The following is a 24,655-nucleotide window of genomic DNA, read 5'->3' as shown; positions in this document are numbered from 1 at the left end:
CCGGCGGGCGGGGATCAGCGCCGGCGCAGCCACCGCGGCCACCAGCCACGTCGGGGCGGTGGGGCCGGGGCGACGACGGTCGCCGACTCGGCCGCGCCTGTCGCGGCCTCGGCCGGGACCCGCTCGGCACGCCAGCGACGGACCACCTCGTCGGCGTTCACCGGCCGGACGGCCACCCGGGGCCCCTCGGGGTTACGCAGCCACGCGACGATCTGCGTGTTGAGCTGCCCCACGAAGTCCCGCACGGACTGCTCGGTGGGCAGGTCGCGGACCTCGTCGGGGACCTGCTCGATGCGCCGACGCAGTTGCAGCGGGGTGGGCAGCAGCAGGTCGCTGGGCAGCTTCTCGCGCTCCAGGAAACTCTTGATCCACCACGACTCGTCGTACGGCATTCCACGCCCGGGGATCGGCTTGCCCATGCCGGGCAGGTTGTCGAACTCGCCGCGTTGCACGGCTCCCCGGATCTGCGCCTCCACGGCCGCGTCCCACGCCTCGGTCACCCTGCGGCACCTCCCCTGGCCACCGTAACGCGCCGCCTCCGGCCGGCGACACGCGCTTCGCCACCGGTCAGCGCCTCCACGGCGCTGACCATTCCCGCCGAGGTGGTTTTCGCCCGCGTGACCGAGTTCCAGGCCACCACCGATCGAGTGGTCCTGGGTCGGGGCGGTCGGCCGGTCTAGGTTCGACGAAGGGGACGGCGAACGGGGGCAACGTCATGATCGGCACGGGTGCGCTGCTGGGTATCGCGCTGGTGGCGTTGGGGCTGGTGCTCACGCCCGGCCCGAACATGGTCTACCTGGTCTCCCGCTCGGTGGCGCAGGGCCGCCGCGCCGGGCTGATCTCACTGCTCGGGGTGGCAGCCGGGTTCGGCGTCTACCTGGCCACCGCGGTCGCCGGCCTGGCCGCCGTGTTCGTCCTGGTCCCGACGCTGTACGCGGTGGTGAAGCTGGCCGGCGCCGGTTACCTGCTGTGGTTGGCGTGGCGCACGCTGCGCCCGGGCGGCGGGTCACCGTTCACGCCCGCGCCGCTGCCACCGGACCCGCCACGGCGACTGTTCACGATGGGCCTGGTCACCAACCTGCTCAACCCGAAGATCGCCGTGCTGTACGTGTCACTGCTGCCGCAGTTCGTCGACCCGACGCGGGGGCATGTCGCCACGCAGAGCCTGCTGCTCGGCCTGACCCAGATCGCCGTCGCGCTGAGCGTCAATACGCTTATCGTGCTCAGCGCCGGGGCGCTGGCCGGGTTCTTCGCCCGCCGGCCGGTGTGGCTGCGGGTACAGCGGTGGGTGACCGGGACGGCCCTGGCGGCGCTTGCCGTCCGCATCGCGACCGACAGGTCCCGCGCGGCTGTCGCCGCGCCCTGACCCGGCGGTCACCGTCCCCGGTGGCGGCGGAGCATCGCCGCGGCCAGCGGCGCGGCGTCCAGGTCACCGGCGGCGAGGCGGGCGGCGAGGGTACGGCGTACCAGCCGGTCGGCCAGCGCGGGCGCGTGCCGGCCAACGGCCATCTCCAGCCGGCCGCGTCGGGTGGTCGCCACGTCCCGGGGTGCCCGCCGGGCGGTGGCGGCGCGCAGGATCGCGGCGACGACACCCTCGACGGGCTCCGGGCGGGACACTCCGCGCAGGGACAGGCCGGCCTCTGCGGTGCTGTCGTGGATCGGCGAGGCCACCATGCTCGGGTAGACGACGCTCACCCCGACGTGGGTGCCCACCTCGTGGCGCAGCGCGTCGGCGTACGCGACGAGGGCGCGCTTGCTGACCCCGTACGCGGCGGCGAGCGGCAGCGGCAGCACCGCCATCCGGCTGGCCACGAAGATCACCCGGCCGCGCGTGGTGAGCAGTGGGGGCAGCGCGGCAGCGGTGGTCCGCCAGGCGGCGAGCAGGTTGACCTCCAACTGCTGGCGGACCACCTCGTCGGGCGGCAGCTCGGCCGGGGCGGGGCCACCGACGCCGGCGTTGTTGATCAGCAGGTCGAGGCCGCCGAGGTGGTCGACGGCGGCGCGTACCGCCGTGGGTACGGCCGCTGGATCGGTCAGGTCGCAGCCGAGCACGGGCCTGTCGACGTCTCCTCGCGCGTGCAGGTCCAGCCCCACCACCCGGGCGCCCGCGGCGTGCAGCGCGGCGCTGAGGTGCTGACCGAACGTGCCGCTGGCGCCCGTGACGAGGACCCGTCGGCCGATCAGGTGCGTCATCGGCCCGCTCCGGCCGCCGTGGCGCGGCGGGCGCCCGAGGTCAGTTCCCGGGTCAGCTCGGCCAGGTAGGCGTCGAAGTCCACACGCATCGCCGGGCGGCGCTGACCCCAGCGGGCCGTCGCCGCCCGCAGTTCGGCGCGGCAGGCGGCCCGCTGCCGGTCCGGGTCGGGCAGCGTGTACCGGCCGGCGAGCTGCGCGGCGATCAGCTTGGCCTGCGCCTCGACCAGGGGGAACGCGGAGCCGGTGGACTGCATCAGCCCGACGAACGTCAGGCCGGGGGCTTCGGGGTGGAACACGTGCCGGTACAGCGGCAGGGTGTCGGCGCCGCCGGCGAGCAGGTCGGGGTCGAGGAACCCGATCTCCACGCGGTACCCGGTGCACCAGACGATGAGGTCGACGTGCTCGGCGCGACCGTCGGTGAACTCGACGCGGTCGCCGTCGAGGGCGGCGACGCCGGGGCGCGCCTCGATGTCGCCGTGGGTCAGACGGGACAGCAGCCCGTCGGAGAGCGTCGGATGGTCCTGCAGGAAGCCGTGCGTCGGCGCGGGGAGCCCGTAGCGGGCGGGGCTGCCGACGGTGGCGGTGAGCATCGTCTGGCTGATGCGCTGGCGCAGCCGCCACGGCAGCCGGCGGGCCAGCGCGCCGTTGAGCGTGTCCGACGGGCGGCCCAGCAGGTATTTCGGTACCACCCACACGCCCCGGCGCAGCGACAGCAGGGTGCGCTCGGCGGCGTACGAGGCGTCCACGGCGATGTCCATCGCGGAGTTGCCACCGCCGACGACCAGGACGCGTTTGCCTGCCAACTGCTCGGGACCCCGGTAGTCGTGGCTGTGCAGTTGCTCGGCGGTGCTGGTGCCCGGGTACGGCGGGCTGGGCAGCCGGGGCACCCGGTTGTGGCCGTTGGCGACAACCACGGCCTCGACGCTGACCTCGACCGGTCCGTCCGGCCCGGTGGCGGTGACCGTCCAGGTGCCGTCGGGTTTCCGGGTGACCCGCTCGACCGTGTGCCGCAGGCGGATGTCGTCGCGCAGCCCGAAGCGGTCGGCGTAGTCGGCCAGGTAGCCGGCGACGCGCGTGTGGTCCGGGTAGTCGGGCCAGTCGGCGGGCATCGGGTGGTCGGCGAACTCGGTGCGGCCCCGGCTGGTGTTCAGGTGCAGCGTGCGGTACGCGGGCGAGTCGGGCGCCCCGTACACCCAGAGGCCGCCGACCTGGTCGGCCGCCTCGAAGCAGACCACGGCGACGGCGGCGTCGCGCAGTGCCTTGACGGCGGCGAGTCCGGCCGCGCCGGCGCCGATCACCGCCACCCTGGGTCGTGCCCGCATCGCTGCCCCCAACTAATCCAACGTCCGATGGATAATCGTCGGGCGAGGGCGGCCCGTCAAGGGGCCGCCGGCCCGTACAGCCCGTCGAGGAGGCGGTGCACGAACGCGCGGAACTCGCGCCGCTCCCGAGCGCCCGGCGCGCCCGCGGCCAACGCCACGACGTGCCCGTGTGTCGCCCAGACCAGGCTGCGCACGGTGATGTGCGGGGTCGGCTCCGCGAGGGCGCCGGCCGCCGCGGCGGTGGTCAGCAAATCCGCCACCAGCCGGTAGAGCGGCTCGGCGTAGCGCTGGTCCAGCTCGGCGTGCCGCTGCGGCTCCAACCAGCGGCGCAGCCACAGCGCGGTGGTCTCCGGGTGGTCCTGCAGGAAGTCGACGAACACGTCGACCAGGTCGTGCAGGGCCCGCCGTGCCGCGTCCGGGCCGGCGTCGAGGGCCGTCCGGGCCCGCTCGGCGGCGGCGGTGAGGACCTCCCGCTCGACGGCGAACACCCGCGCGAAGCACGCCTCGTAGAGCGCCGCCTTCGTACCCGTGTGGTGGGCGACCGTGGCGACGTCCACCCCGGCGGCGGCGGCGACCTCCCGCAGCCCGACGGCGTCGAAGCCGCGCTCGGCGAACAGCGCGGTGGCGGCGGTGAGCACCACCTCGCGTGTCGGTCGGGTCTCGTCGCGCCGGGGCCGACCCGGGCGGCGTCGGGGCATGGTCATGGCCGCCATTGTGCCCCTAGAATCCAGCGACTGTTGGATTGCGGAGAGGATGCGGCGATGACCGGGCTCGACCGGCGGCCCGCGGCCGCCACCGACGCGACACTGCCCCGCGGCCCCCTGGCCGGCTTCGCGGCCGGCTCGCTCGGCATGGGTGTCTGGGTGACAGTGCCCGGCCTGCTGCTGCTCTACTTCCTCACCGACGTGCTGGCCGTCGGGCCGTGGCTGGCCGGCCTCGCGTTGCTGCTGCCGAAGGTCGCCGACGTGCTGCTGCACCCGTGGGTGGGGCACCGCGCCGACGTCGAGCAGGCCCGCCGGGGCGACAGGCGTCGGCTGCTGCTGCTCGGTTGCGCCCTGCCGGCGGCGTTCGCCGCGCTCTTCGCGGTGCCCGGCGGTCTGACCGGCGCGCCTGCCGCCGCGTGGGTGGCGGTGTTCTTCGTCGCCGGGAACCTGCTGTTCGCCGCCTATCAGGTCCCCTACCTGGCCACCCCGGCCGACCTGCGCATCGGCTACGACGAACGCACCCGGTTGATGGCGTTCCGGATGGTCGTGCTGACCCTCGGCATCCTGGCCTCCGGGCTGGTGGCCCCGCTGCTGACCGGCGGCGACGCGGCGAGCCGCGGCGGCTACCAGCGGATGGGTGTGGTCCTGGCCGTCGGGATGCTGGCCGCCATGCTCGTCGGCGTCGCCGGCACCGCCCGGCTGCGCGGCGTCGCGGCGGGCGCCACGACGGCGGGGCACGGCGGGTGGCGGACGCTGCGCACCGCCCTGCGCGACAGGCAGTTCCGCTGGCTGGTCGCCGCGTACCTGGCCATGTCCACGACCACCCACCTGGTTCTCGCCGGGGTGCCCTACTACGCCGAGTACGAGCTGCGCGCCTCCGGCCTGACCACGGTGCTGGTGGCCGCGTTCGTCGCTCCGGCGCTGCTGGTCACGCCCGGGTGGTTGCTGCTGGCCCGCCGCGTCGGCAAGCAGCGGGCGCTGCTCGGCGCGCAGGGCGCGTTCGCGCTCGGGTCGCTGGTGCTGGCGGTGGGCCGCCCGGCCGGTCTGCCGGTGCTGGTGGCCGCGGTGGCGGTGCTCGGGGTGGCGTTCGCCGGCATGCAGCTGTTGCCGTTCTCGATGCTGCCCGACGTCATCCGCGCGTCCGCCGGGACCGGCGCCGGCACCTACACCGGGGTGTGGACGGCAACCGAGGCCCTCGGCGCCGCCCTGGGCCCGTACGTGTACGCCCTGTGCCTCGCCGTGGGCGGTTTCGTGGCGTCGACCGCGGGTGAGTCGCCGACGCAGCCCGACGCGGCGCTCGCGGCGGTCCGCTACGGCTTCGGGCTGCTGCCGGCGGCGGCGATGCTCGCGGCGCTGCTGCTGCAACGCCGCTACACCCTGGACACGACCGCCCGGGCCGCGAGCTGAACGGCCGGCACTAGACTTCGCCCTCGATGGACGCCCCGCTCACCCCCACCGAAACCCGCCCGTGCGCCCACTGTGGATCACCGGTGCCGCAGCGTGTCGGCGCGGGCCGCCCGTTTCGCTACTGCCGCGACAACGACGGCGCCTGCCAGCGCGCCTCACGCAACAGTCGGATGCGCCACCGCAACGCTCCCGGCCTGCCCGGTCAGGTGGCCCGCACCTGGGAGGCGGTGGACCGTCTCGACCAGATCGTCGAGACGTTGACCGAGGCGTTGCACGCCGAACTGTCGCCGGTGGGTGTGCAGCGGCAGGTCGCCCAGGTTCGCGCGGAGGCCGCCACCGAGATCACGGCGGCGCAGACCGAACGCGACGAGGCCCGCGACGACGCCGAGACCGCGGTCGCCGAGGCGACGCGCGCCCGTGAGCAGGCGCGCGGCGCGCGCGTCGAGGCCGACGACGCCCGCGAGCGCGCCGAGCAGGCGGTGCGGCAGGCCACGGCGGCCGACGAGCGGGCGCAGCGCGCCGAGGCCGCCGCCGATCAGGCGCGCCACGACGTCAGCGCCGCCGAGGCGCTGCGCGCCCAGGCCGAACACGACCGGGACCAGGCCCGCGCCGAGGTGCGTGACCTGCGCTCGGAACGCGACACCGAGCGGCAGCGCGCGGCCGACCTGAGCGTCGAGCGGGACGCGGCGCGCGCCGACGCCGAGCGGACCACCCGGGCCGCCGCCGAGGCGACCGAGCGGGCCGGCCGGTGGCAGGCCGAGGTGCAGGACGTACGCCGCCAGATCGACCAGGCGCGCGCCGACGCCGCGCGGGCCCGCGCCGAGGCCGCCGACGCTTCCCGGGCCCGGGAACAGGCCGACCGGGCCCGCGACCGCGCCCAGGTCGCCGCCGTCGAAGCCGACGACGCCCGGCAGGAGGCCGCCGAGCTGGCCGTCCGGCTGCGCGCGGAACTGACCGCCACGGCCACGCAGCGCGACGCCCTCGCCGCCGACCTGACCGCCGCCCGCCAGGCCGCGGCCACCGCCGAGGGCCGGCTCACCGCCCTGACGGTACGTCTCGACGCCGCCGAGACCGACCGTGACCTGGCGCAGCGGCGAGTGGCGCAGCTCGGCGACCAGGTCAGCGACCTGGCGTTGGCGCTGGCTCGGCTGGGCGCCGCCGCCCCTGCTGCGGCCGGCGCCTCCGAACCGGGTGCGACGCCGGCGCAACCTTGACCGCGCCGGGGCGGTTAACATCCCCGGTGGCAGTCGCAACACGCCACCGACGTGGCGTCACCGTTTCGGCCGGCTACCCTTGGGTCCGGCTCACCCGTGGACGCCTCACGCCCTCGGGCGGGAATGGGGCGACGGGAACCCACCGTTACACCCAGAAGACCAGCACCACGAACGAGGGGAAGTCGATCATGGGCGAGCGTATGCTGCGCGGAAGCCGACTCGGCGCGGTCAGCTACGAATCCGACCGCAACACGGAGCTCGCGCCGCGTCAGACCCGCGAGTACCTGTGTGCCAAGGGCCACCAGTTCGAGGTGCCGTTCGCCGTCGACGCCGAGGTCCCGACGACCTGGGAATGCAAGTTCGACGGCAGCGTCGCCCGACTCGTCGACGGCAGCGAGCCGGAGCAGAAGAAGGCCAAGCCGCCGCGTACCCACTGGGACATGCTGCTGGAGCGGCGCTCGATCGCCGAGCTCGAGGACATCCTCGCCGAACGCCTCCAGGAGGTTCGGACCCGCCGCGGCCGCGCCTGAGCAGCACCCGCACGACACGGCGCCCCCGGGTTTCCCCGGGGGCGCCGTCGTGTGTGCGTGGCTTCAGTTGCGGCCGGGCTCCACGATCTCACCCTCGATGGCCCGGCCACCGTCGACGACGACCGGCTGCTCCGGCTCGGGACGCGGCGGCGGCTGCGGCGCGCCCTGGCGCACCCGCACCGTGCGTGGGCCGAACAGGTCACCGGCGACCATCGACGACACCCGCCGCTCGGCGACACGTTGCACCCCGGAGCGGGCCAGGCGACGCACCGGCGGCACCATCAGCGACAACCCGACCAGGCCACTGACCAGACCGGGCACCGCCAGCAACATGGCACCGGCCAACCCGACGAGCCCGTCGGTCACCTGCCGCCCCGGTGGCTGCCCGGCCCGCGCGGCGGTGCGGAACCCCCGCCAGGCGCGCATTCCCTCGCGGCGCAGCAGCACCAACCCCAGCAGGGACGCGGCGAACACCAGCAGCACCGCCGCGCCGAACCCCACGGCCTGCCCCACAGCGACGAACACCGCCAACTCCAGCAGCACCGCCAGCAGCAGGGCGACCGGTACGAACCTCAGTCCTCGGCGCATCTCACCTCATCGCCATCCCGCGGCACACCGACACGTACCGCACATCCAGCATGACACGGCCGCGCTCACGGCCACCGCACCTGACCCGTGGGGGTGCCGTGCAGACCCCGGCGTACGGCCTGGCGCCGGTCCTGCACACCCCAGCGGGTGATCCGCCACAGCGCCTCGGCGACGATGCGGGGGCTCATCTTGCTGTCGCCGTGTTCCCGCTCGGCGAACGTGATCGGCACCTCCACGATCCGCACCCCCGCCCGGTGGGCGAGACGCGACAGCTCCACCTGGAACGAGTAGCCCTGCGAGCACACCGAGCCCAGGTCGATCGCGTCCAGGGCGCTGATCCGGTACACCCGGTACCCGCCGGTGGCGTCCGACACGGGCATGCCCAGCGCCAGGCGCGCGTACAGGTTGCCGCAGCGCGACAGCAGCAGCCGCCGCAGCGGCCAGTTCACGACCCGCGCGCCGCTGGTCCACCGCGACCCGATCACCACGTCGGCGTCGCGGGCGGCGCTCAGCAGCGCCGGCAGGTCCTCCGGGGCGTGTGAGCCGTCGGCGTCCATCTCCACCACCGCGTGGTAGCCACGCTCACGTGCCCACCCGAACCCGGCCAGGTACGCAGCCCCCAGGCCCTGTTTGCCCTCGCGGTGCAGCACCCGCACGTGCGCGTCGCCGTCGGCGAGGGCGTCGGCGATCGCGCCGGTGCCGTCGGGGCTGTTGTCGTCGGCGACGAGGATCCGCACGGCGGGGGCGGCCCGGCGGACCCGGCCGACGATCGCCGCGATGTTGTCGGCCTCGTTGTAGGTGGGGATCACCACCAGCACCCGGCCCACGCCGGGCACCTCGTCCGGACGCCGGATCGTATCGGTCGCCTGGATCACGGTTCCTCCGCTCCCGCCGGCGTACCGGCTGCTGCTATCCGGGCACCACCCGCTGGCGACGGCGCAGCACGCCGGCGCCGACCAGGGCGGCCACGGCCAGCCCGGCGAGGGCGACCTCCGGCCACCAGCCGAGGCGGGTGGCGAGGGTGCGCCCGCTGTCGAGCCGGAGCTGCCGCACCACGACCTCCCGGGTGTTGAACCCGGTGGCGTCGCTTACCCGCCCGTCGGGGGCGACGAACCCGGACACCCCGACCGTGGAGGCCATCAACGCCGGCCTGCCGTGCTCCACGGCCCGCAGCCGCACCATGGCCAACTGCTGGCGGGCCTCGGCCGCGTTGAAGGTCGCGTTGTTGGTCTGCACCACGAGCAGTTGCGCGCCGCCGGTGACGGTGTCGCGGACCACCTCGTCGTAGGCGACCTCGAAGCAGATGACGTCGCCGAGCACGGCCGGGCCGGCGCGTACCACGCCCGGGGTGCTGCCGGGCACGAAGTCGTTGCGGATCAGGTCGACCTGGTCGCTGACCTGGCGGGCGATGTCGCGCAGCGGCACGTACTCGGCGAACGGCACCGGGTGGCGTTTGGTGTAGAGCTGCGCCATGTCCGCGCCGGTGTCGGGTCGCCACAGGATGCCCGCGTTGCGGACCTGCCCGGGGCCGGGGCCGAGCAGCACCGCGCCGACCAGGATCGGCGCGCGGATCGCGTCGGCGGCCTGCGAGATGCGGGCGCCGGCGGTGGGGTTGCGCAGCGGGTCGATGTCGCTGGAGTTCTCCGGCCACACCACCAGGTCGGGTTGGCGTTGCGCGCCGGAGGCGACCCGCGCGGCCAACTCCAGGGTGGCGTCGACGTGGTTGTTGAGCACCGCCTGGCGTTGGGCGTTGAAGTCCAACCCGAGGCGCGGCACGTTGCCCTGCACGATCGCCACGGTGACGGCCTTGCCGCCGCCGGCGGTGGCCACGGGCGTCAGGACGCTCACCGCGCCCACCGCCACGACCACGGCCGCCGGCGCGGCCGCCGCCAGCCACCAGTCGGGCCGGGCGTCGCGGCGGGCCGTCCAGCCCCGCCAGACGGCGGTGACGAGCAGGCCACCGACGAGGGCCACGGCGAAGGTGACAAGCGGCGCGCCGCCGAGCGCGGCCAGTCGCAGCAGCGGCGAGTCGTCCTGGGTGAACGCGAGCCGACCCCACGGGAACCCACCGAAGGGGGTGCGGTCGCGCAGCGCCTCCTGCCCGACCCACAGCAGGCCGGTCAGCGCCGGCCACTGCCAACGGCCACGGTCGGCCAGCGGGGACACCCAGGCCGTGGCGACACCGAGCAGCGCCAGGTAGCCGGCCTGCAGCAGCGACAGCAGCACCCACGGCAGGTAACCGGTGTGCAGGTTCGTCCAGGCCAGCAGCGGCGCGAACAGGGCCACCCCGGTGAGGAAACCCACGCCGGCGCCGGCGCGTAACCGTCGCCGGTGCGCGGCGGCGGCCAGCAGCGCCACGCCGACGGGCGCGAGCGGCCACACCCCGTACGGCGGGAACGCCAGCAGCAGGGCCAGCCCGGCGGCGACGGCCATCGGCGCGGCGAGTTTCAGCGGCAGCGGACGACCCACAGGCGCCGGGTTCGGTGGGGCCGCCGGGGCGTGGGTCTCGTCCCGGTCCAGCGTCGTCACCGCAGTGTTTCCTCGATCACCTGGCGAAGGCTACCTGGCCGGCGGGTCCGGCGACCGCGTCGGGCTGCCGGGGACACACCACCCGGCGGGCATGAAATCGGGGCGCGGCTCGCGCCGCGCCCCGATGCTCCCAGGCCCTCCCCGGCCGGTGCGGCGAGGATGCGGCACGCCGACCTTCGGACCGACCAGGCGGTGGACTGGCTGCCCCCGCCGGGCCGTTGTCTACTGGCCGTGCACCTCACCCTGCCCGTACACCGGTAACCGCGACCGGTTCGCGCCGCCCCGCCGACCCCCGCCCGCTGGACCTGGCCGCCGCGACGATGACGCTCAAAATGTCGCTCGGCCAGCGGACGAAGGGACGAAGCGAACAACAGCCGCTTCCCGTGGTAGGACTCAAAGACGGTACGTGCTGCACCCCGTCTCCTGTCAACCCACCCCCGGCCTGTCGTGTGTTGCGCCACGGCGTGTCGGGTCGGCGTGTCTCACTGCGTGCCCAGGTGGTGGCGCAGCAGCGCCCCCGCGGCGCTCCGGTGCTCCTCGGCGAGCAGCCCACCGGCGGCCAGCACGTAGTCGACGTCGACGACCGCGCGGGCGGCGCGTGGCAACGCCCACCCACCCGCGTGATCGGCCAGGACCGCCGCCAGGACGTGCCCGGACGCCGGGCCGGGAGCGTGCCGCAACACCCCACCGGAACCCACCAGCAGCCGCACGTCGCGCAGGTCCCGTCCGGCCCGCTCACCGGTGGCGGCGCCCCGCGCGTGCCGGCGCAGCGCGACAGTCGCGGCGAGGGTGGCGATGCGCCGGTCCACGACCCGTTCGACGTCGTCGCCGGCCAGGAACGCCGGGTCGGCGGCCCGCCGGTCGGCCGCGGCGGTCAGGTCGTCGGCCTCGCCGGCGGTGAGCAGCCGCTCCTCGACGGCGGCGCGCACCACGCCGGGCGCGCTCCACCGCATGCCCAGATCACCCTCGACGGTACGGGCCCGCCACAGGCTGCCCGCGACCTCCCGCCCCGGCCCGGTGGCCCGCTCGTCGGGCGTGAGCACCGAGTACACGTCGGTGGTGGCCCCACCCACGTCGACGACGGCGAGGTCCCCGCCGATCGTGTCGGCGAGCACCTCCACGCCGGTGAGGACCGCGTCGGGCGTGGCGGCCCGCACCAGCCGCGCGAACCGCGCGCCCCTGGACAGTCGTTTGCCGCCGATGACGTGGCGCAGGAACACCGCGCGGATGGCCGCCCGCGCCGACGCCGGGGCGAGCACCCCGATGCGCGGCAGCACGTTGTCCGCCCCGGTGACCGGCACCCCGGCGGCCTCCAGCAGCCCGGTCAGCTCCGCGCGCACGTGGGCGTTGCCCGCGTACACCACAGGCACCCGCCAGCGGGCGCGGGCCAGGCGGGTCGCGTTGTGGGTGATCGTGTCGGCGTCGCCGCCGTCGGTGCCGCCGACGAGCAGCACCACGTCCGGCCGGGCCGCCCGCAACGCCGTCAGGTCCACCGCGCCGAGCCGTCCGGCCGCGACGTGCACCACGTGCGCGCCGGCGGACAACCCGACCCGCCGGCCCGCCTGGGCGGTGACGAGGGCCTCGTAGCCGAGCACGGCCAGCCGCAGCCCACCGCCGGCCGACGAGCAGACGTACCACGGCACGTCACGGACCCCGAGCCCGGCGGTGGCCGCCGCGACGGCGGCGTCCAGGCCGTGCAGCACGTCGCTGCCCACCGTGGTGGGCGCGGCCGCCGCGCCGACGAGGACACCGGCGGCCAGGTCCACCACTGCCGCCTTGGTGTACGTGGAGCCGACGTCCGCGCAGACCGCCAGGGTCACGAGCCGGCGGGGACGACCACGGTGCCGGTCGCGGTGACCGCCACGATCGGCGGGTCGAGGACCTCGGCGGCGGACGCGGACCGGTCCGGGCGGCCCCGGCACACCACCGCGCAGCTCAACTCCAGGGTGCGGCTGCGACTGCCGACCCGCGACACCCGCGCGGTCACCTCCACCACGTCACCGGCGCGGATCGGCGCGGTGAACCGCACGTCGGAGTAGCCGGCGAACAGGCCCTCGTCGCCGTCGGTGCGGATGCACACCTCGGTGGCGACGTCGCCGAACAACGCCAGGGCGTACGCCCCGTCGACGAGGTTGCCGGCGTAGTGGGCGTGCGAGTACGGCACGTACCTTCGGTGCGTCACCGTCAACCCGAGCCTGGTGTCGGTCATGCGTTCGCCTTCCGCTGCGTGATCAGGGCGTGCACGAGGTAGCTGGCCACCTCGCCGGGCGTGGTCCCGCGACCGAAGATCCGGTCGACGCCCAACTCGTCGGTCATCGACTCGTCGAAGCGGGGACCGCCGACGATCAACAGGGGTCGGCGGCCCGCCGGCATCGCCTCCCGGAACGCCGCGGACATCTCCCGCGTGTTGTGCAGGTGCGCGTCGCGTTGGGTGACGACCTGCGACACGAGCACCGCGTCGGCCTTCTCCACCCTCGCTGCCTCCACCAGCTCGGGCACGCTCACCTGCGCGCCCAGGTTGGTGACCTTCAACTCCCGGTAGTACTCCAGGCCCTTCTCCCCCGCGATGCCCTTGACGTTGAGGATCGCGTCGATGCCCACGGTGTGCGCGTCGGTGCCGATGCACGCCCCGACCACTGACAGCTTGCGCCGCAGCCGCTGCTTGACCACCGTGTTGACCTCCTTGGCGCTCAGCAGCGCGAAGTCGCGTTCCACCACCTGCACCGCGCCCACGTCGACCAGGTGGTTGACCCGCCCGTAGACGACGAAGAACGTGAACCCGTCACCCATGCCTTTGGCGTGCACCACCATCGCCGGGTCGATGCCCATCTTGTTGGCCAACTGCACCGCCGCGCCCTCGGCCCGCTTGTCGTGCGCCACCGGCAGGGTGAACGACACCTGCACCATCCCGTCGCCGGTGGTGTCCCCGTACGGCCGCACGATCTTCTTCTCGGCGCCGGTGGCGCCGGTCTCGACGGCGCTCATGCGGCCGGCCCTTCCAGGATGTCGGTGGCCGGGTTGCAGTAGTCGGCCTCGTGCGCGGCGACCCCGGACAGGCCCTTGCCGCGGTCCGCGGGCCGCTTCATGATCCCGAACGTGCCCTGCGCGATGGCCGTGAGCAGCGTCTGCTCGCCGATGCGCTCCAACAGGTCCAGGGCCTCACCGAGGACCTGGTTGGCGCGGCGGCGGATGAACCCGTCCGGCGCGGGCACGAAGTCCTCGTGCAGGCCACCGGCCGCGCCGAGGACGTAGCGCACGTTCTGCAGCGCGATGTCGCGGTCGGACAGCCACGGCGTCACCACCGCCTCGGTCATCATCCCCACCAGCAGGATGCCCTGACCGGTCAGCGCGCCCGCCAGGTTGAAGAACCCGTCGAGCAGGTTGCCCCGGAACACGTCACCGGTCATGTGTTTCGTCGGCGGCATCCACTTCAGCGGCGCGTCGGGGAACAGCTCCCGGGCCAGCAGCGCGTGCGCCAACTCCAGCCGGAACGACTCCGGCACCTCCGGGTTGATCTCGAACGCGTGCCCCAGGCCCAACTGCCAGTCCGCCAGACCCGCCTCGTGCGCGAAGAACTCGTTGAGCAGCTGCGAGACCGTCACCGTGTGCGCCTCGTCGACCGCGTCGGCCGTGGTGAGGTAGTTGTCCTCACCGGTGTTGATGATGATCCCCGCGCGGGCGTGGACCTGCCGGGAGAACCGCTGGTCGACGAACGTACGGACCGGGTTGATGTCGCGGAACAGGATCCCGTACATCGAGTCGTTGAGCATCATGTCGAGGCGTTCCAACCCGGCCAGGGTCGCCATCTCCGGCATGCACAGCCCCGACGCGTAGTTCGTCAACCGCACGTAGCGGCCCAACTCCTTCGACGACTCGTCCAGGGCCGCGCGCATCAGCCGGAAGTTCTCCTGCGTGGCGTACGTGCCGGCGAACCCCTCGCGGGTCGCGCCCTCGGGCACGTAGTCCAGCAGCGACTGCCCGGTGGAGCGGATCACCGCGATGACGTCGGCGCCGGCCCGGGCGGCGGCCTGCGCCTGCGGGATGTCCTCGTAGATGTCCCCCGTCGCCACGATCAGGTAGATCCAGGGCCGCTGCTTAGGGTCACCGTGCCGCTTGACGAGCCGGTCGCGTTCCGCGCGCCGCCTGTCGATGCGCCGGATCCCCGCGCCCACCGCTCTGCGCGCCGCCGACCGGGCCGCCGTCGCGGCCCGACCGCTGGGCAGCGCGAACCGCACCGACCCGGCGGCGGCCTTCTGCGCCAGCAACGTCACATCGGTGATCCCCTCGCGGGCCAGGGCGTCGAACACCGGCACCGCCACCCCGTGACCCAACCCCACGTCCGCGACGACCGCGTCGACGAGCCGGTTCACCCACGGAATGCCGTCCGGGTCGGCGCCGCTCACCCCGGCCAGCCGCAGCACCGCCCGCTCCACCGACACCGTCGTGTGGCTGCGCGCCAGGTCGACCACCGGCTGTCCGGCGCGGCGCGCCAACTCCCGCGCCCGCGCCACCAGCACCGGATCAAGGTCAAGTTTCCCGGTCACGACGACCCTTCCTCGTAGATGACCTCACCGCGCAGCACCAGCCGCCGGCACACCGGTAGCGGCGTCGGGTCCTGGGGACCGCGCGCCTCCGGGTCCTCGGCCAGCAGCACCGGCAGGCCCCGCTCCACGCCGGCCGGCGTGGACCACACCGCGAACGTCGCCGGCGCACCCAAAGCGAGGACGCCCTCGACGTCCAGGTGCACGGCCCGCCACCCACCCCGGGTGTGCGCCGCGAACGCCGAGCGCACACCCATCCGCTGCGTCGGGTTGTGGTGCGACGCCGCCGCCCGCACCGACCCCCACGGGTCCAGCGGCGTCACCGGCGAATCCGACCCGAACGCCAACGCCACACCCACCGAGTGCATCGCGCCCATCGGGTTCGACTCCAACGACCGCTGCAACCCCAGCCGCGCCTCGTACATCCGGCCCGCCCCGCCCCACAACCTGTCGAACGCCGGCTGCATGCTCGCCACGATCCCGTACTCCACGAACCGCGCGATCATCGACTTGTTCATGATCTCGGCGTGCTCGATGCGGTGCCGTGCCGCGCGCAACCGCTCCACGCCCAGCGTCGCCGCCGCCGCCGCGAACCCGTCCAGCACGGTGCCGATCGCCGCGTCCCCGATCGCGTGGAACCCGCCCTGCAGGCCGTGCGCCGCACAGTCCAGCAGGTGATCGCGCACCTGCTGGACCGACAGGTACCCGTGCCCGCAGCCGTCACCGTCACCGTCGCCGTACGGCTGCGACACGTGCGCCGTGCGCGACCCCAACGCCCCGTCGGCGAACAGGTCCCCGCCGGCGCCCACCGCGCCCAACTCCCGGGCCCGGGCCGCGCCACCGAGCTCACCCCAGTACCCGTACACCTCCGGCAACCCCGCCCCGGAGATGCCCAGCAGACCGGTGAAGTCCTCCTCGTCGGAGATCTCCGGGCCGCCGCACTCGTGCACCGCCGCGATACCCAACGACGCCGCGTGCGCGAGGGCGACCCGCTGCGCGGCTACCCGCTGCGCCCGCGTCACCGACCCCTGCGCCGCAGCCCGCACCACGTGGTGCGCGTCGCGCCGCAACCAGCCCGACGCGTCGTACCCGGCCGCGTCGGCCGCCTGCGGGCACGCCGCCAGCAACGCCGACGACACCAACGCCGAGTGGATCGACGCCTGCGACAGGTACACCCGCCGGCCACCGGCGGCCCGGTCCAACGCCGCCGCGTCCGGCAACGTGGCATCCGACCAACCCGACTCGTCCCAGCCGTGCCCCAGCACGACCGCGTCCGCCGGCAGTCCCGCCGCGAACCCGGCCACCGCGTCGAGCAACTGCCCCGCCGAGCGCACCCCGGACAGGTCCAGCCCGGACAACGCCAACCCGGTGTCGGTGGCGTGCACGTGCGCGTCGACGAACGCCGGCGTCACCAGCGCCCCGCCCAGGTCCACCACCCGGTCGGCAGACGGCGCGTCACCGTCGGCGCCCAACCAGGTGATCCGCCCACCGGACACCAGCAGCGCGGTGGCGCTCGGCTCGGCGGGGCAGTGCAGCACGCCGCCGCGGTACAACGTCGAGGGGTTCGTCATGACTCTCAGTCTGCCGCGACCCGCGCCGTGAACAGCTGACGCACCCCCGGTTCGGCCCGCAGCAGCGCCAACGCCAACTCCGCGTGCCCCGGCACGTACCCGTTGCCCACCAGCATCGTCACGTCCGCCGCCAACCCCTCCGCGCCCAACGCCGCCGCGGAGAAGCTCGTCGCCATCGAGAAGAAGATCACCGTGCCGCCGTCCGCGGTGGCCAGCACCGCGCCGTGCTCACACCCCGGCACGTCCACGCACAGCACAGTCACGTCCGCCGGGGCGCCCAGCGCGGTGGTCACCGCCGTGGACAACCCCACCGGGTCGCGGGCGTCGGCCAACGCCACCACCGACGCCAGGCCGGCGGCCGTCAGCGCGTCGCGCTCCGCCGCCACCGGAACGACCCCGACGGTACGCGCGGCGCCCGCCCGCCGCGCCGCGGCCAGGGACAGCGACCCGCTCTTGCCGGCCCCGCCGATCACCGCGACCCGCACCGGAGTCGGATCACCGGCACGCCGCCGCTCCTCGACGTAGCGCGACACCACACGCGTCGTCAGCGCCGGCGCCCCGCACACGTCCAGCACGGCGAGGGACAACTGCGGGTCCTCGTCGTCGGGCAGCACCGCGGCGATCGACCGCGCGAACAGGATCGCCCACCCGTCGCACGGCACCTGCTCGCTGCGCCCGTCCCACCGGGCCAACCCATCGGTGATCACCAGCGGCGTCAACGTCAACGACACAAGGGTGGCGACCCGCTCCCCCGCCCTGAGCCCGAGCGGGGACCGCCGACCGGCCTCCTCGACAGTGCCGATCAGCATCCCGCCGGAGCCGGTCACCGGGTTCTGCATCTTTCCCCGCGTGGAGATGATCTCCAGCACCTCGGCGCGTACGGCGTCCCCGTCACCGCCGTGCTTCTCCGACAACTGCCGGAAACTCGCCGCGTCCAGGTTCAGCCGCTGCACCCGGATGCGCACCTCGTTCGGCGCGATCGCGGCGGACGCGTCCAGCCGCCACGCCGCCTGCGGCAGCACCCCCGCCGGTTGCACGACGCGGTGCAGTCCCACCGGTGACGTCACGCCGACCTCCCCTGTCCAGCCGCTCGAAGCCCCGGCCAGGGCTCGCGTAACGGGAAAACTTACGGCAGACTAGTTTCTGTACCGAATATTTTCCAGTAGCCTTCGGGCGATGATCCACCGCACCACCGAGGAGGGGCCGTGACCCAGACAATCCCGCACCCCCGTCACGGCCAGGTCGCCACACCGACCGCCGGGCAGCCCTACGAATACCACCGCCGCCCCCTGGTCGAACCCGACTGGACCCGCTTCCCCGGCTGGCGCCACGTCACCCGCGACCAGTGGGAATCCGCCCAGTGGCAGCGCGTCAACTGCGTCAAGAACACCAAGCAACTCCGCGCCGTCTTCGGCGACCTCATCGACGACACCTTCTACGCCGACCTCGAGGCCGACCAGTCGGCCCTGGCCACCATGTCCATGCTGGTGCCACCACAAATGATCAACACGATGGTGCCGTTCGCGACCCTCACCACCGAGGCGCTACTCGCCGACCCCATCCGCCGCTACATGATCCCGGTCGCCTCCGACCGACGCACCGACTGGCCCTCACACCCCTACGCCAGCCGCGACAGCCTCCACGAGCACGACATGTGGGTCGCCGAAGGACTCACCCACCGCTACCCCACAAAGGTCCTCGCCGAACTGCTCTCCACCTGCCCCCAGTACTGCGGCCACTGCACCCGCATGGACCTGGTCGGCAACTCCACCCCCGCCGTCGACAAGCTCAAGCTCACCCTCAAGCCCGTCGACCGCTACGACGCCCACATCGCCTACCTCAAGGCCCACCCCGGCGTCCGCGACGTCGTCGTCTCCGGCGGCGACGTGGCAAACGTCCCGTGGCGCAACCTCGAGGCGTACCTCATGCGCCTGCTGGAACTCGAGACGGTCCGCGACATCCGCCTCGCCACCAAGGCCCTCATGGGCCTCCCCCAGCACTGGCTGCAACCCGACGTCGTCGAGGGCCTGGAACGCGTCGCCCGCACCGCCGGACGCCGAGGCGTCAACCTCGCCATCCACACCCACGTCAACCACGCCCAGTCGCTCACCCCACTGGTCGCCAAGGCCGCCCAGACCGCCCTCGACGTCGGCGTCCGCGACGTCCGCAACCAGGGCGTCCTCATGCGCGGCGTCAACGCCACCACCCCGGAACTGCTCGACCTCTGCTTCGCGCTCCAGGGCGAAGCCGGAATCCTGCCGTACTACTTCTACATGTGCGACATGATCCCCAACGCCGAACACTGGCGCGTCCCCGTCTGGCACGCCCAGCAGCTCCAGCACGACATCATGGGCTACCTACCCGGCTACGCCACCCCACGCATCGTCTGCGACGTGCCCTTCGTCGGCAAGCGCTGGGTGCACATGCTCACCGACTACGACCGTGAGCGCGGCATCTCCTACTGGACCAAGAACTACCGCACCTCCATCGAGTCCGCCGACCTGGAGGCGCTCAACAAGCGCTACGCCTACTACGACCCGATCGACACCCTGCCCGCCGACGGCCAGCAGTGGTGGCACGACCACCGCGACGACTGACCCGGGCGCTCTTCCACCCGCCGGTCAGGATCGCTGGACCTCATCGAACAGGGCGACGGCGTCGGCAGGATCCCGGCTCACGAGGCGTTCCAGACCGGCAGTCGTGATCCTGGCCCACCTGCCGGCCCGCGCCGACATCCGCTCCTCGAAGGCGCCCACAGCCTCGTCCAGATCGTCCGGGCCGGCAGCGATGGACTCCGCGAGCTCCGCACCGTCGAGCATCGCGAGGTTCGCGCCCGCCCCCAACGGAGGCATCAGGTGGGCGGCGTCGCCCAGAAGCGTCACCCCGCGGACGTGGGCCCAGGTGTGGGATTCGGGCAGGACAAAGATGGGCCGGTGCACGAAGGCTCCACCGTGGGCGAGCAGGTCGAGGACGGGAGCCGCCCAGCCGTCGAACAGAGCCAGCAGGCTCGATCGCGTTGCCTCCACGTCCGTCAGGTCCACATCCGCGTGCCAATCCAGCGGCGCGCGGAACTTGACGTACACCTTGACGTGACCGCCGCTGTTGCGCTGGGCCACCAGAGATCGGTTCACGCCGTACACGGCCACCGAACCGTCGCCGACCAACCGGGCGAGGTCGGGGTGGCGGGTGTCGACGTCGTCGAGGGAGGTCTCGACCGAGGTCACGCCTGTGTACTGCGGCGTCACCGGCGAGACCGCCGGGCGGACCCGGGACCAGGCGCCGTCCGCGCCCACCACGAGATCGAACGTCTCCTGCCGCCCGTCCGCGAAATGAACCACCACGCCGTCCCCCGCCCCCGGCACCACCCGCGTCACCTCTCGCCCCCACCGCACGTCGAGAGAGCCGAGCAGCAGGTCACGAAGCTGCCCCCGGTCGATCTCCGGATTGGCGCGCTCATCCGGGTCGGGCCGCCAGTCCCGCAGAACGGTCCCCGCCGTGTCCAGGATCCGCATGGCCTGCCCCTCGGGACGAGACAGCGCCGAGAACTCCGCCGACAGCCCCGCCTTCTCCAGTGCCAGCTGACCCAGCCCCTCGTGCAGGTCCAGCGTGCCGCCCGCAGGACGGGAGTCGGGCGCGGAGTCGCGCTCGAGGACGGCGACGGGGTAGCCGAGACGGTGCAGGACACGGGCGAAGGTGAGGCCGGCAGGGCCACCCCCGACCACGGCGATACGGTGTCTCATAGCGATACACCGTATCGCCGCCGTACAATGCATCGCAACAGCAGGGAGAAACCATGACCGTGTGGGACCGGCCCGCGCCGCCGACTCCCCCCGTGCCACTCGACCGGAAACAGATCATCGCCGCCGCCATCGCACTCGCCGACGAAGGCGGCCTGGAGGCGGTGTCGATGCGCAAGGTCGCCGCCCGACTGAACGCCGGCCCGATGCGGCTGTACGGATACATCACCACCAAGGACGAACTGTTCGACCTCATGATCGACGAGGTCAACGCCGAGATCCTCCCCGGGGAGCAGCCCACCGACTGGCGGGAGGCGCTGCGCATCCTCGCCCACCGCACCAGGCAGGCCGCCCTGCGCCACGTCTGGCTGGCCGACCTGCTCGGCGGCCGCCCGACCCTCGGCCCGCACGGCCTCGCCGTCACCGAGGCCACGCTGGCCGCCCTCGACGGCCTCGCCGATATCGACACCATCATGCGCGCCGCGGAAACCGTCAGCGCCTACGTCACCGGAGCCATCAGACGCGAAATCGCCAACCTACGGGCCGAACGCGCCACCGGCCAGTCCAAGCGCGACTGGCAGCGCGCCAACGGCCCACACGTGACGACAATGCTGGCCACCGGCCGCTTCCCGACGCTGACCAAGGCCGTACACGACGCCATTGAGATAACCGCCGAGGCATCCTTCGCAACCGGCCTGGACTGGGTCCTCGACGCCGTGGCCGCCAAACTCACCCGACCACCGACGTAAACACTCCAGCCGCTCGACCAGCCGGTGCACCGCCCCAACCGTGACAGGCCGCACCGGTCAGGCACGGATACCGGCGAGCACGAGAGCCGCGACCCTACCGATCACCCGGGCACTCGTCTCCGCCGGCAACCGCCGCAGCGACGCGATGGCCAACAGGCCAGCCCGGACATCGTCCACGTCCACACCATCGCGCAGCACACCCGCCGCCCGAGCCCGGGCAACCAGCACGTCCAACGCCTGCGCATGCTCCCGGCGCTCCACCTGGAACGCCGCAGCGAACTCGCCCGGCCCCAACAACGCCTCGTTGAGCACCCGATCATGCACCTGCCGATCGGCGAACTCGCGCACCGTGCCCGACAACGCCCGCCACGCATCCGGGTCGTCGAGCGCGCTGCGCATCCGCACACCACACTCCTCGACGCGCTCGACGAGCACCGTGGTGACCAACTCCGTACGCGTCGGAAAATGCCGATACAGGGTCGCCACACCAACCCCCGCCCGTCGCGCCACCTCCCGCATGGGCACCTCAAGCCCCGCCGACGCGAACGCCTCCCGAGCCGCCGCCACCAGCCGATCACGGTTCGACCGGGCATCAGCCCGCCGCATCCGAGACATCTCCACCCGGCCCTCCTCTCACTTGACCCCACAGCGGAACGGCTGCTCCGTTTCCGACCTACGGTACGACCATCACCCCGTCACCCAGGCACAGGAGCGCCCTGATGTTCGCCATGCAGTACGACCGCTTCGGCGGTCCCGACGTCCTCCACCTCGGCACCACCGACGCGCCACAACCCCGAGCCGGCCAGATCCGCATCCGCGTCCACGCCGCCGGCGTCTCCCCCGTCGACGTCGGCCTCCGCTCCGGCCGCACCCCGATGAGCGCCCGACTGCCGCTGCCCCACATCCCCGGCGTCGACGCCGCCGGCACCGTCGACAAGATCGGCGACGACGTCCACGACGTCACCCTCGGCGACCACGTCTTCGGCATCGTCGAACTGGCCAGACTCGGCGGCGCAAGCGCACAGTTCGCCGTCCTACAGCACTGGGCACACAAACCCACCACCATGCCGTGGACCCAGGCGGGCGCGGCCGGCACCAGCATCGAAACCGCCACCCGGGCCCTCGACCTGCTGGACCCACGACCCGGCATGACACTGCTTGTCGACGGCGCCGCCGGCGGTGTCGGCAGCATCGCCGTCCAACTCGCCGCCGCCCGCGGCGTCCACGTCATCGGCACCGCCCGCGCCGACAACCACGACCTCCTCCGCCAGCTCGGGGCGACACCCGTCACCTACGGCCCCGACCTCACGAACCGCCTCGCCGCTCTGGACGTCACCCGGATCGACCGCGCCCTCGACGTCGCCGGCGCCGGCTCCCTGACCGAACTGCTCCACCTCACCGGCGACCCCACAGCGGTCGTCACCCTCGCCGACTTCACCGCCCCCACCCACGGCGTCCGCCTCTCCATGGGACAACTGGCCGGCGAACCCGACGGCCGCCACGGCCTGCCCACCGCAGCCCAACTGTTCACCGAGGGCCGGTTCACGGTGCCGATCGACGCGGCCTTCCCCCTCACGAAGGCGGCCGAGGCACACCGGACATCCGAGCACGGATCCCGACGCGGCAAGATCGTCCTGACCGTCGACGACCTGCCGGAAAGCTGAACCTCAGCCCCCGGCCAGCACCTCGGACAACGGCGCCGGCACCAACCCCCGCGCGCGCAACCCGGCCAGGATGTGCGGCAACGCCTCATCGGTCATCGCCGCCGCTTCCGTCACCGGCAGCCCAAGCCCTGGACATAACCCGCCCGCAACGTCCCCGCCGCGACCTCGTCGGCGTACTCCCAGAACACCTCCGGCCAGTCACCGGCCGCGTCCATGTCCCGCAGCACCCGCCACCCGTGGCTCCCCTGAAGCGCGTCAGCCGCTCGCCGCACCGCCGCCTCGTCCCCACTTGCCCTCGCCCGCTGCCACTCAGCGATCCACCCGCAACCCACCCGGGACGTCACACCCACACCGAAGTGGTACGCGTCAGGCACACCGATGTCGTCCAGCGCGGCGACATCGAACCCGGGCGGCAGCGGCACACCGACGAGCACCTCCGCCGCCCGCACCCCCACCGGCCTGGCCACCTCTGCCGGAAGCGCGGCCAACCACGTCCGCGCATCCACCCGAACGATGTCCGCGAGAACCCGGTCCAGGTCCCTACGCGACCAGCCCTCGGAGGTACGCATCTCCACGAACATCCCGTCACGAGGACGCAACAGGACCGAGAAATCACCGGCGAGATACTGGAAAACCTCAGCCGGCCAGTCGTCGACCCGCACCGACTTCGCGGGACCAACGTCCCGCCGGTCGGCGAACCGGTCCGCATAACCGGTAGCCAGATACCAGGTCATCTCCAGCTCACGACCACCCCTGCGGAACACCATGCTGCCGTGGTCCTCCTCGAACTCCGAAACCGTGCTCACCACCCAACCGGGGCGGTCGATGAGCAGCCGCGGGTTCCTCTCCGCAACCGCCATCGCCACCGGCGGATAGACCACCTGAGCGTCGGCCGAGGCGATGGGAGAGACCCCACCACCCTCCGAAGACCCCCGCAGCACAATGGACGCCGGCACGACACTGAGCAGAACAGCGGCCGCCGTCACCACACCGGCGAAGCGACGCACCCGCAACCGCCGCCGGGGAACCTCGACGACACGCTCGACCATCGGCTCAGACATGATCTCCTCCAAGAGGCTCTGCTTCACCCCGCCGAGGGACCCGATCACCTCGGGCCGGGCCGGGTCGGCAGCGCGAACCACCCGGTCCACGCGCTCTCCACTCGTCACCTGTCCTCCTTCCGGGTGGATGCGGTCAGCACATCGAGCACATGTCCGGGCGGTCCCGGATCGTCACCGACCAGCCCCCGCAACCTCGCCCGCGCCCGCGACAACCGAGTCCGGACCACCGCAGGCCCCACCCCCAGCACCGCAGCCACCTCATGCGGCCGCAGCCCCTCCCAGACGGTGAGCATCAACACCTCCCGGTCCACCTCAGCCAGACCAGCCAACGCCACCCGAACGGCAAGCCGCTCCGGCACCTCACTCCCCGGATCGGCGACCGACGCGACGATCTGCTGACGCAACCGCTCACCAAGACGCTGCCGACGAACACCACCACGGTGCTGGTTGGCCAACACCCGCCGGGCCACCCCGTACAGCCACAACCGCGCCTCCCCTCCGGCCGGAAGGTCCCGACGGCGCCGCCACGCCACCAGGAAGGTCTCCGCGACGACGTCCGCCGCGTCCTCCGGGTGCGCGACCCGCCGCAGCGCGTACGCCAACAGCGACTCGAAGTCCTCGGCGTAGACCCGCCGGAAGCGGTCCTCGTCATGCTCTGTCCCTGAGCTCACGTCCAGTCCATGTCCACCACGACGACAACCGTGACAGCCCGCGCACAGTCAGGCGCGGATACCGGCGAGCACGAGACCGGCGACCCTACCGATCACCGCGGGCGCTCATCGCCGCCGGCAACTGCCGTAGCGAAGCGATCGTCAGCAGGCCGGCCCGAACGTAGTCCGCGTCGA

Annotated in this window: 24 protein-coding genes; 7 read left to right on the top strand and 17 right to left on the bottom strand. The window is 73.3% G+C overall.

The window, feature by feature from the left end:
- Nucleotides 1–14: 14 nt before the first annotated feature.
- The gene (locus ACLQ26_RS24210) at nucleotides 15–500 is read right to left on the bottom strand and encodes a DUF1992 domain-containing protein (protein WP_425746608.1); all 486 of its coding nucleotides are present in this window, start codon (nucleotides 498–500) and stop codon (nucleotides 15–17) included.
- A gap of 215 nt (nucleotides 501–715) precedes the next feature.
- On the opposite strand from ACLQ26_RS24210, the gene ACLQ26_RS24205 reads away from it, so the two are divergent.
- Nucleotides 716–1,366: a LysE family translocator gene (locus ACLQ26_RS24205; protein WP_425746607.1), complete on the top strand. Its 651-nt coding sequence runs from the start codon at nucleotides 716–718 to the stop codon at nucleotides 1,364–1,366.
- Between the two features lie 8 nt (nucleotides 1,367–1,374).
- Here the strand turns inward: ACLQ26_RS24205 and ACLQ26_RS24200 are convergent, their stop codons facing one another.
- From ACLQ26_RS24200 to ACLQ26_RS24190, 3 genes are read right to left on the bottom strand one after another with little or no spacing between them, the layout of a single operon-like run.
- Nucleotides 1,375–2,193, bottom strand: coding sequence for an SDR family NAD(P)-dependent oxidoreductase (locus ACLQ26_RS24200; protein WP_425746606.1), 819 nt, complete (start codon nucleotides 2,191–2,193; stop codon nucleotides 1,375–1,377).
- Nucleotides 2,190–3,515, bottom strand: a complete 1,326-nt coding sequence (locus ACLQ26_RS24195; RefSeq protein WP_425746605.1) for a flavin-containing monooxygenase — start codon at nucleotides 3,513–3,515, stop codon at nucleotides 2,190–2,192. Before ACLQ26_RS24195 ends, ACLQ26_RS24200 begins: the two co-directional genes overlap by 4 nt.
- Nucleotides 3,516–3,571: 56 nt before the next feature.
- Entirely contained in the window at nucleotides 3,572–4,219 is a 648-nt protein-coding gene (locus ACLQ26_RS24190; protein WP_425746604.1) for a TetR/AcrR family transcriptional regulator, read from the bottom strand.
- A 57-nt stretch (nucleotides 4,220–4,276) separates the two neighbouring features.
- Between ACLQ26_RS24190 and ACLQ26_RS24185 the strand changes: the two genes are divergently transcribed.
- The 3 genes from ACLQ26_RS24185 to ACLQ26_RS24175 all read left to right on the top strand — a co-directional run bounded on the left by ACLQ26_RS24185 (nucleotide 4,277) and on the right by ACLQ26_RS24175 (nucleotide 7,370).
- Complete coding sequence (locus tag ACLQ26_RS24185) at nucleotides 4,277–5,626, top strand: MFS transporter (RefSeq protein WP_425746603.1); 1,350 nt, start codon at nucleotides 4,277–4,279, stop codon at nucleotides 5,624–5,626.
- Nucleotides 5,627–5,652: 26 nt separating this feature from the next.
- Nucleotides 5,653–6,840, top strand: coding sequence for a hypothetical protein (locus ACLQ26_RS24180; protein WP_425746602.1), 1,188 nt, complete (start codon nucleotides 5,653–5,655; stop codon nucleotides 6,838–6,840).
- Nucleotides 6,841–7,028: 188 nt separating this feature from the next.
- Nucleotides 7,029–7,370, top strand: a complete 342-nt coding sequence (locus tag ACLQ26_RS24175) for an RNA polymerase-binding protein RbpA (protein WP_046564157.1) — start codon at nucleotides 7,029–7,031, stop codon at nucleotides 7,368–7,370.
- A 63-nt stretch (nucleotides 7,371–7,433) separates the two neighbouring features.
- On the opposite strand, the gene ACLQ26_RS24170 is transcribed toward ACLQ26_RS24175, so the two are convergent.
- From ACLQ26_RS24170 to ACLQ26_RS24130, 9 genes are all read right to left on the bottom strand, one after another.
- The gene (locus ACLQ26_RS24170; protein ID WP_425746601.1) at nucleotides 7,434–7,958 is read right to left on the bottom strand and encodes an FxsA family protein; all 525 of its coding nucleotides are present in this window, start codon (nucleotides 7,956–7,958) and stop codon (nucleotides 7,434–7,436) included.
- Nucleotides 7,959–8,023: 65 nt separating this feature from the next.
- The gene (locus ACLQ26_RS24165) at nucleotides 8,024–8,833 is read right to left on the bottom strand and encodes a polyprenol monophosphomannose synthase (RefSeq protein WP_363686082.1); all 810 of its coding nucleotides are present in this window, start codon (nucleotides 8,831–8,833) and stop codon (nucleotides 8,024–8,026) included.
- Nucleotides 8,834–8,867: 34 nt separating this feature from the next.
- Nucleotides 8,868–10,478, bottom strand: a complete 1,611-nt coding sequence (lnt, locus tag ACLQ26_RS24160; protein WP_425746695.1) for an apolipoprotein N-acyltransferase — start codon at nucleotides 10,476–10,478, stop codon at nucleotides 8,868–8,870.
- A gap of 491 nt (nucleotides 10,479–10,969) precedes the next feature.
- Nucleotides 10,970–12,307, bottom strand: coding sequence for a glutamate mutase L (locus ACLQ26_RS24155; protein ID WP_425746600.1), 1,338 nt, complete (start codon nucleotides 12,305–12,307; stop codon nucleotides 10,970–10,972).
- On the bottom strand, nucleotides 12,304–12,696 hold the full coding sequence (locus ACLQ26_RS24150) for a hotdog domain-containing protein (protein WP_425746599.1): 393 nt from the start codon (nucleotides 12,694–12,696) through the stop codon (nucleotides 12,304–12,306). The genes ACLQ26_RS24155 and ACLQ26_RS24150 overlap by 4 nt, the downstream gene beginning before the upstream one ends.
- Nucleotides 12,693–13,472, bottom strand: a complete 780-nt coding sequence (locus tag ACLQ26_RS24145; RefSeq protein WP_393292657.1) for an OAM dimerization domain-containing protein — start codon at nucleotides 13,470–13,472, stop codon at nucleotides 12,693–12,695. The genes ACLQ26_RS24150 and ACLQ26_RS24145 overlap by 4 nt, the downstream gene beginning before the upstream one ends.
- Entirely contained in the window at nucleotides 13,469–15,031 is a 1,563-nt protein-coding gene (locus ACLQ26_RS24140; RefSeq protein WP_425746598.1) for a lysine 5,6-aminomutase subunit alpha, read from the bottom strand. Before ACLQ26_RS24140 ends, ACLQ26_RS24145 begins: the two co-directional genes overlap by 4 nt.
- Nucleotides 15,028–16,599, bottom strand: a complete 1,572-nt coding sequence (locus ACLQ26_RS24135) for an amidohydrolase (protein ID WP_425746597.1) — start codon at nucleotides 16,597–16,599, stop codon at nucleotides 15,028–15,030. Before ACLQ26_RS24135 ends, ACLQ26_RS24140 begins: the two co-directional genes overlap by 4 nt.
- Before the next feature lie 5 nt (nucleotides 16,600–16,604).
- Complete coding sequence (locus ACLQ26_RS24130; protein WP_425746694.1) at nucleotides 16,605–17,654, bottom strand: zinc-binding alcohol dehydrogenase; 1,050 nt, start codon at nucleotides 17,652–17,654, stop codon at nucleotides 16,605–16,607.
- Nucleotides 17,655–17,804: 150 nt separating this feature from the next.
- Here ACLQ26_RS24130 and ACLQ26_RS24125 point away from each other — a divergent pair, with 150 nt between their 5' ends.
- The gene (locus ACLQ26_RS24125) at nucleotides 17,805–19,196 is read left to right on the top strand and encodes a KamA family radical SAM protein (RefSeq protein ID WP_425746596.1); all 1,392 of its coding nucleotides are present in this window, start codon (nucleotides 17,805–17,807) and stop codon (nucleotides 19,194–19,196) included.
- Nucleotides 19,197–19,220: 24 nt separating this feature from the next.
- On the opposite strand, the gene ACLQ26_RS24120 is transcribed toward ACLQ26_RS24125, so the two are convergent.
- Nucleotides 19,221–20,339, bottom strand: coding sequence for an FAD-dependent oxidoreductase (locus ACLQ26_RS24120; protein WP_425746595.1), 1,119 nt, complete (start codon nucleotides 20,337–20,339; stop codon nucleotides 19,221–19,223).
- A 53-nt stretch (nucleotides 20,340–20,392) separates the two neighbouring features.
- Between ACLQ26_RS24120 and ACLQ26_RS24115 the strand changes: the two genes are divergently transcribed.
- Complete coding sequence (locus ACLQ26_RS24115; RefSeq protein ID WP_425746594.1) at nucleotides 20,393–21,085, top strand: TetR/AcrR family transcriptional regulator C-terminal domain-containing protein; 693 nt, start codon at nucleotides 20,393–20,395, stop codon at nucleotides 21,083–21,085.
- Between the two features lie 57 nt (nucleotides 21,086–21,142).
- On the opposite strand, the gene ACLQ26_RS24110 is transcribed toward ACLQ26_RS24115, so the two are convergent.
- The gene (locus tag ACLQ26_RS24110; protein ID WP_425746593.1) at nucleotides 21,143–21,691 is read right to left on the bottom strand and encodes a TetR/AcrR family transcriptional regulator; all 549 of its coding nucleotides are present in this window, start codon (nucleotides 21,689–21,691) and stop codon (nucleotides 21,143–21,145) included.
- Nucleotides 21,692–21,804: 113 nt separating this feature from the next.
- Here ACLQ26_RS24110 and ACLQ26_RS24105 point away from each other — a divergent pair, with 113 nt between their 5' ends.
- Nucleotides 21,805–22,749, top strand: a complete 945-nt coding sequence (locus tag ACLQ26_RS24105; RefSeq protein WP_425746592.1) for an NADP-dependent oxidoreductase — start codon at nucleotides 21,805–21,807, stop codon at nucleotides 22,747–22,749.
- Nucleotides 22,750–22,859: 110 nt separating this feature from the next.
- Here the strand turns inward: ACLQ26_RS24105 and ACLQ26_RS24100 are convergent, their stop codons facing one another.
- Together ACLQ26_RS24100 and ACLQ26_RS24095 are read right to left on the bottom strand one after the other, a co-directional pair.
- Entirely contained in the window at nucleotides 22,860–23,918 is a 1,059-nt protein-coding gene (locus tag ACLQ26_RS24100) for a hypothetical protein (protein ID WP_425746591.1), read from the bottom strand.
- Nucleotides 23,915–24,481, bottom strand: coding sequence for an RNA polymerase sigma factor (locus tag ACLQ26_RS24095; RefSeq protein WP_425746590.1), 567 nt, complete (start codon nucleotides 24,479–24,481; stop codon nucleotides 23,915–23,917). The genes ACLQ26_RS24100 and ACLQ26_RS24095 overlap by 4 nt, the downstream gene beginning before the upstream one ends.
- Nucleotides 24,482–24,655: the final 174 nt, after the last annotated feature.

Origin of the sequence: Micromonospora sp. DT43, assembly GCF_049841645.1 — a bacterium.
Classification (GTDB): Bacteria; Actinomycetota; Actinomycetes; order Mycobacteriales; family Micromonosporaceae; genus Micromonospora.
The sequence above is the reverse complement of the archived record's forward strand: the minus strand, read 5'-3'. Positions and strand labels throughout refer to the sequence as shown.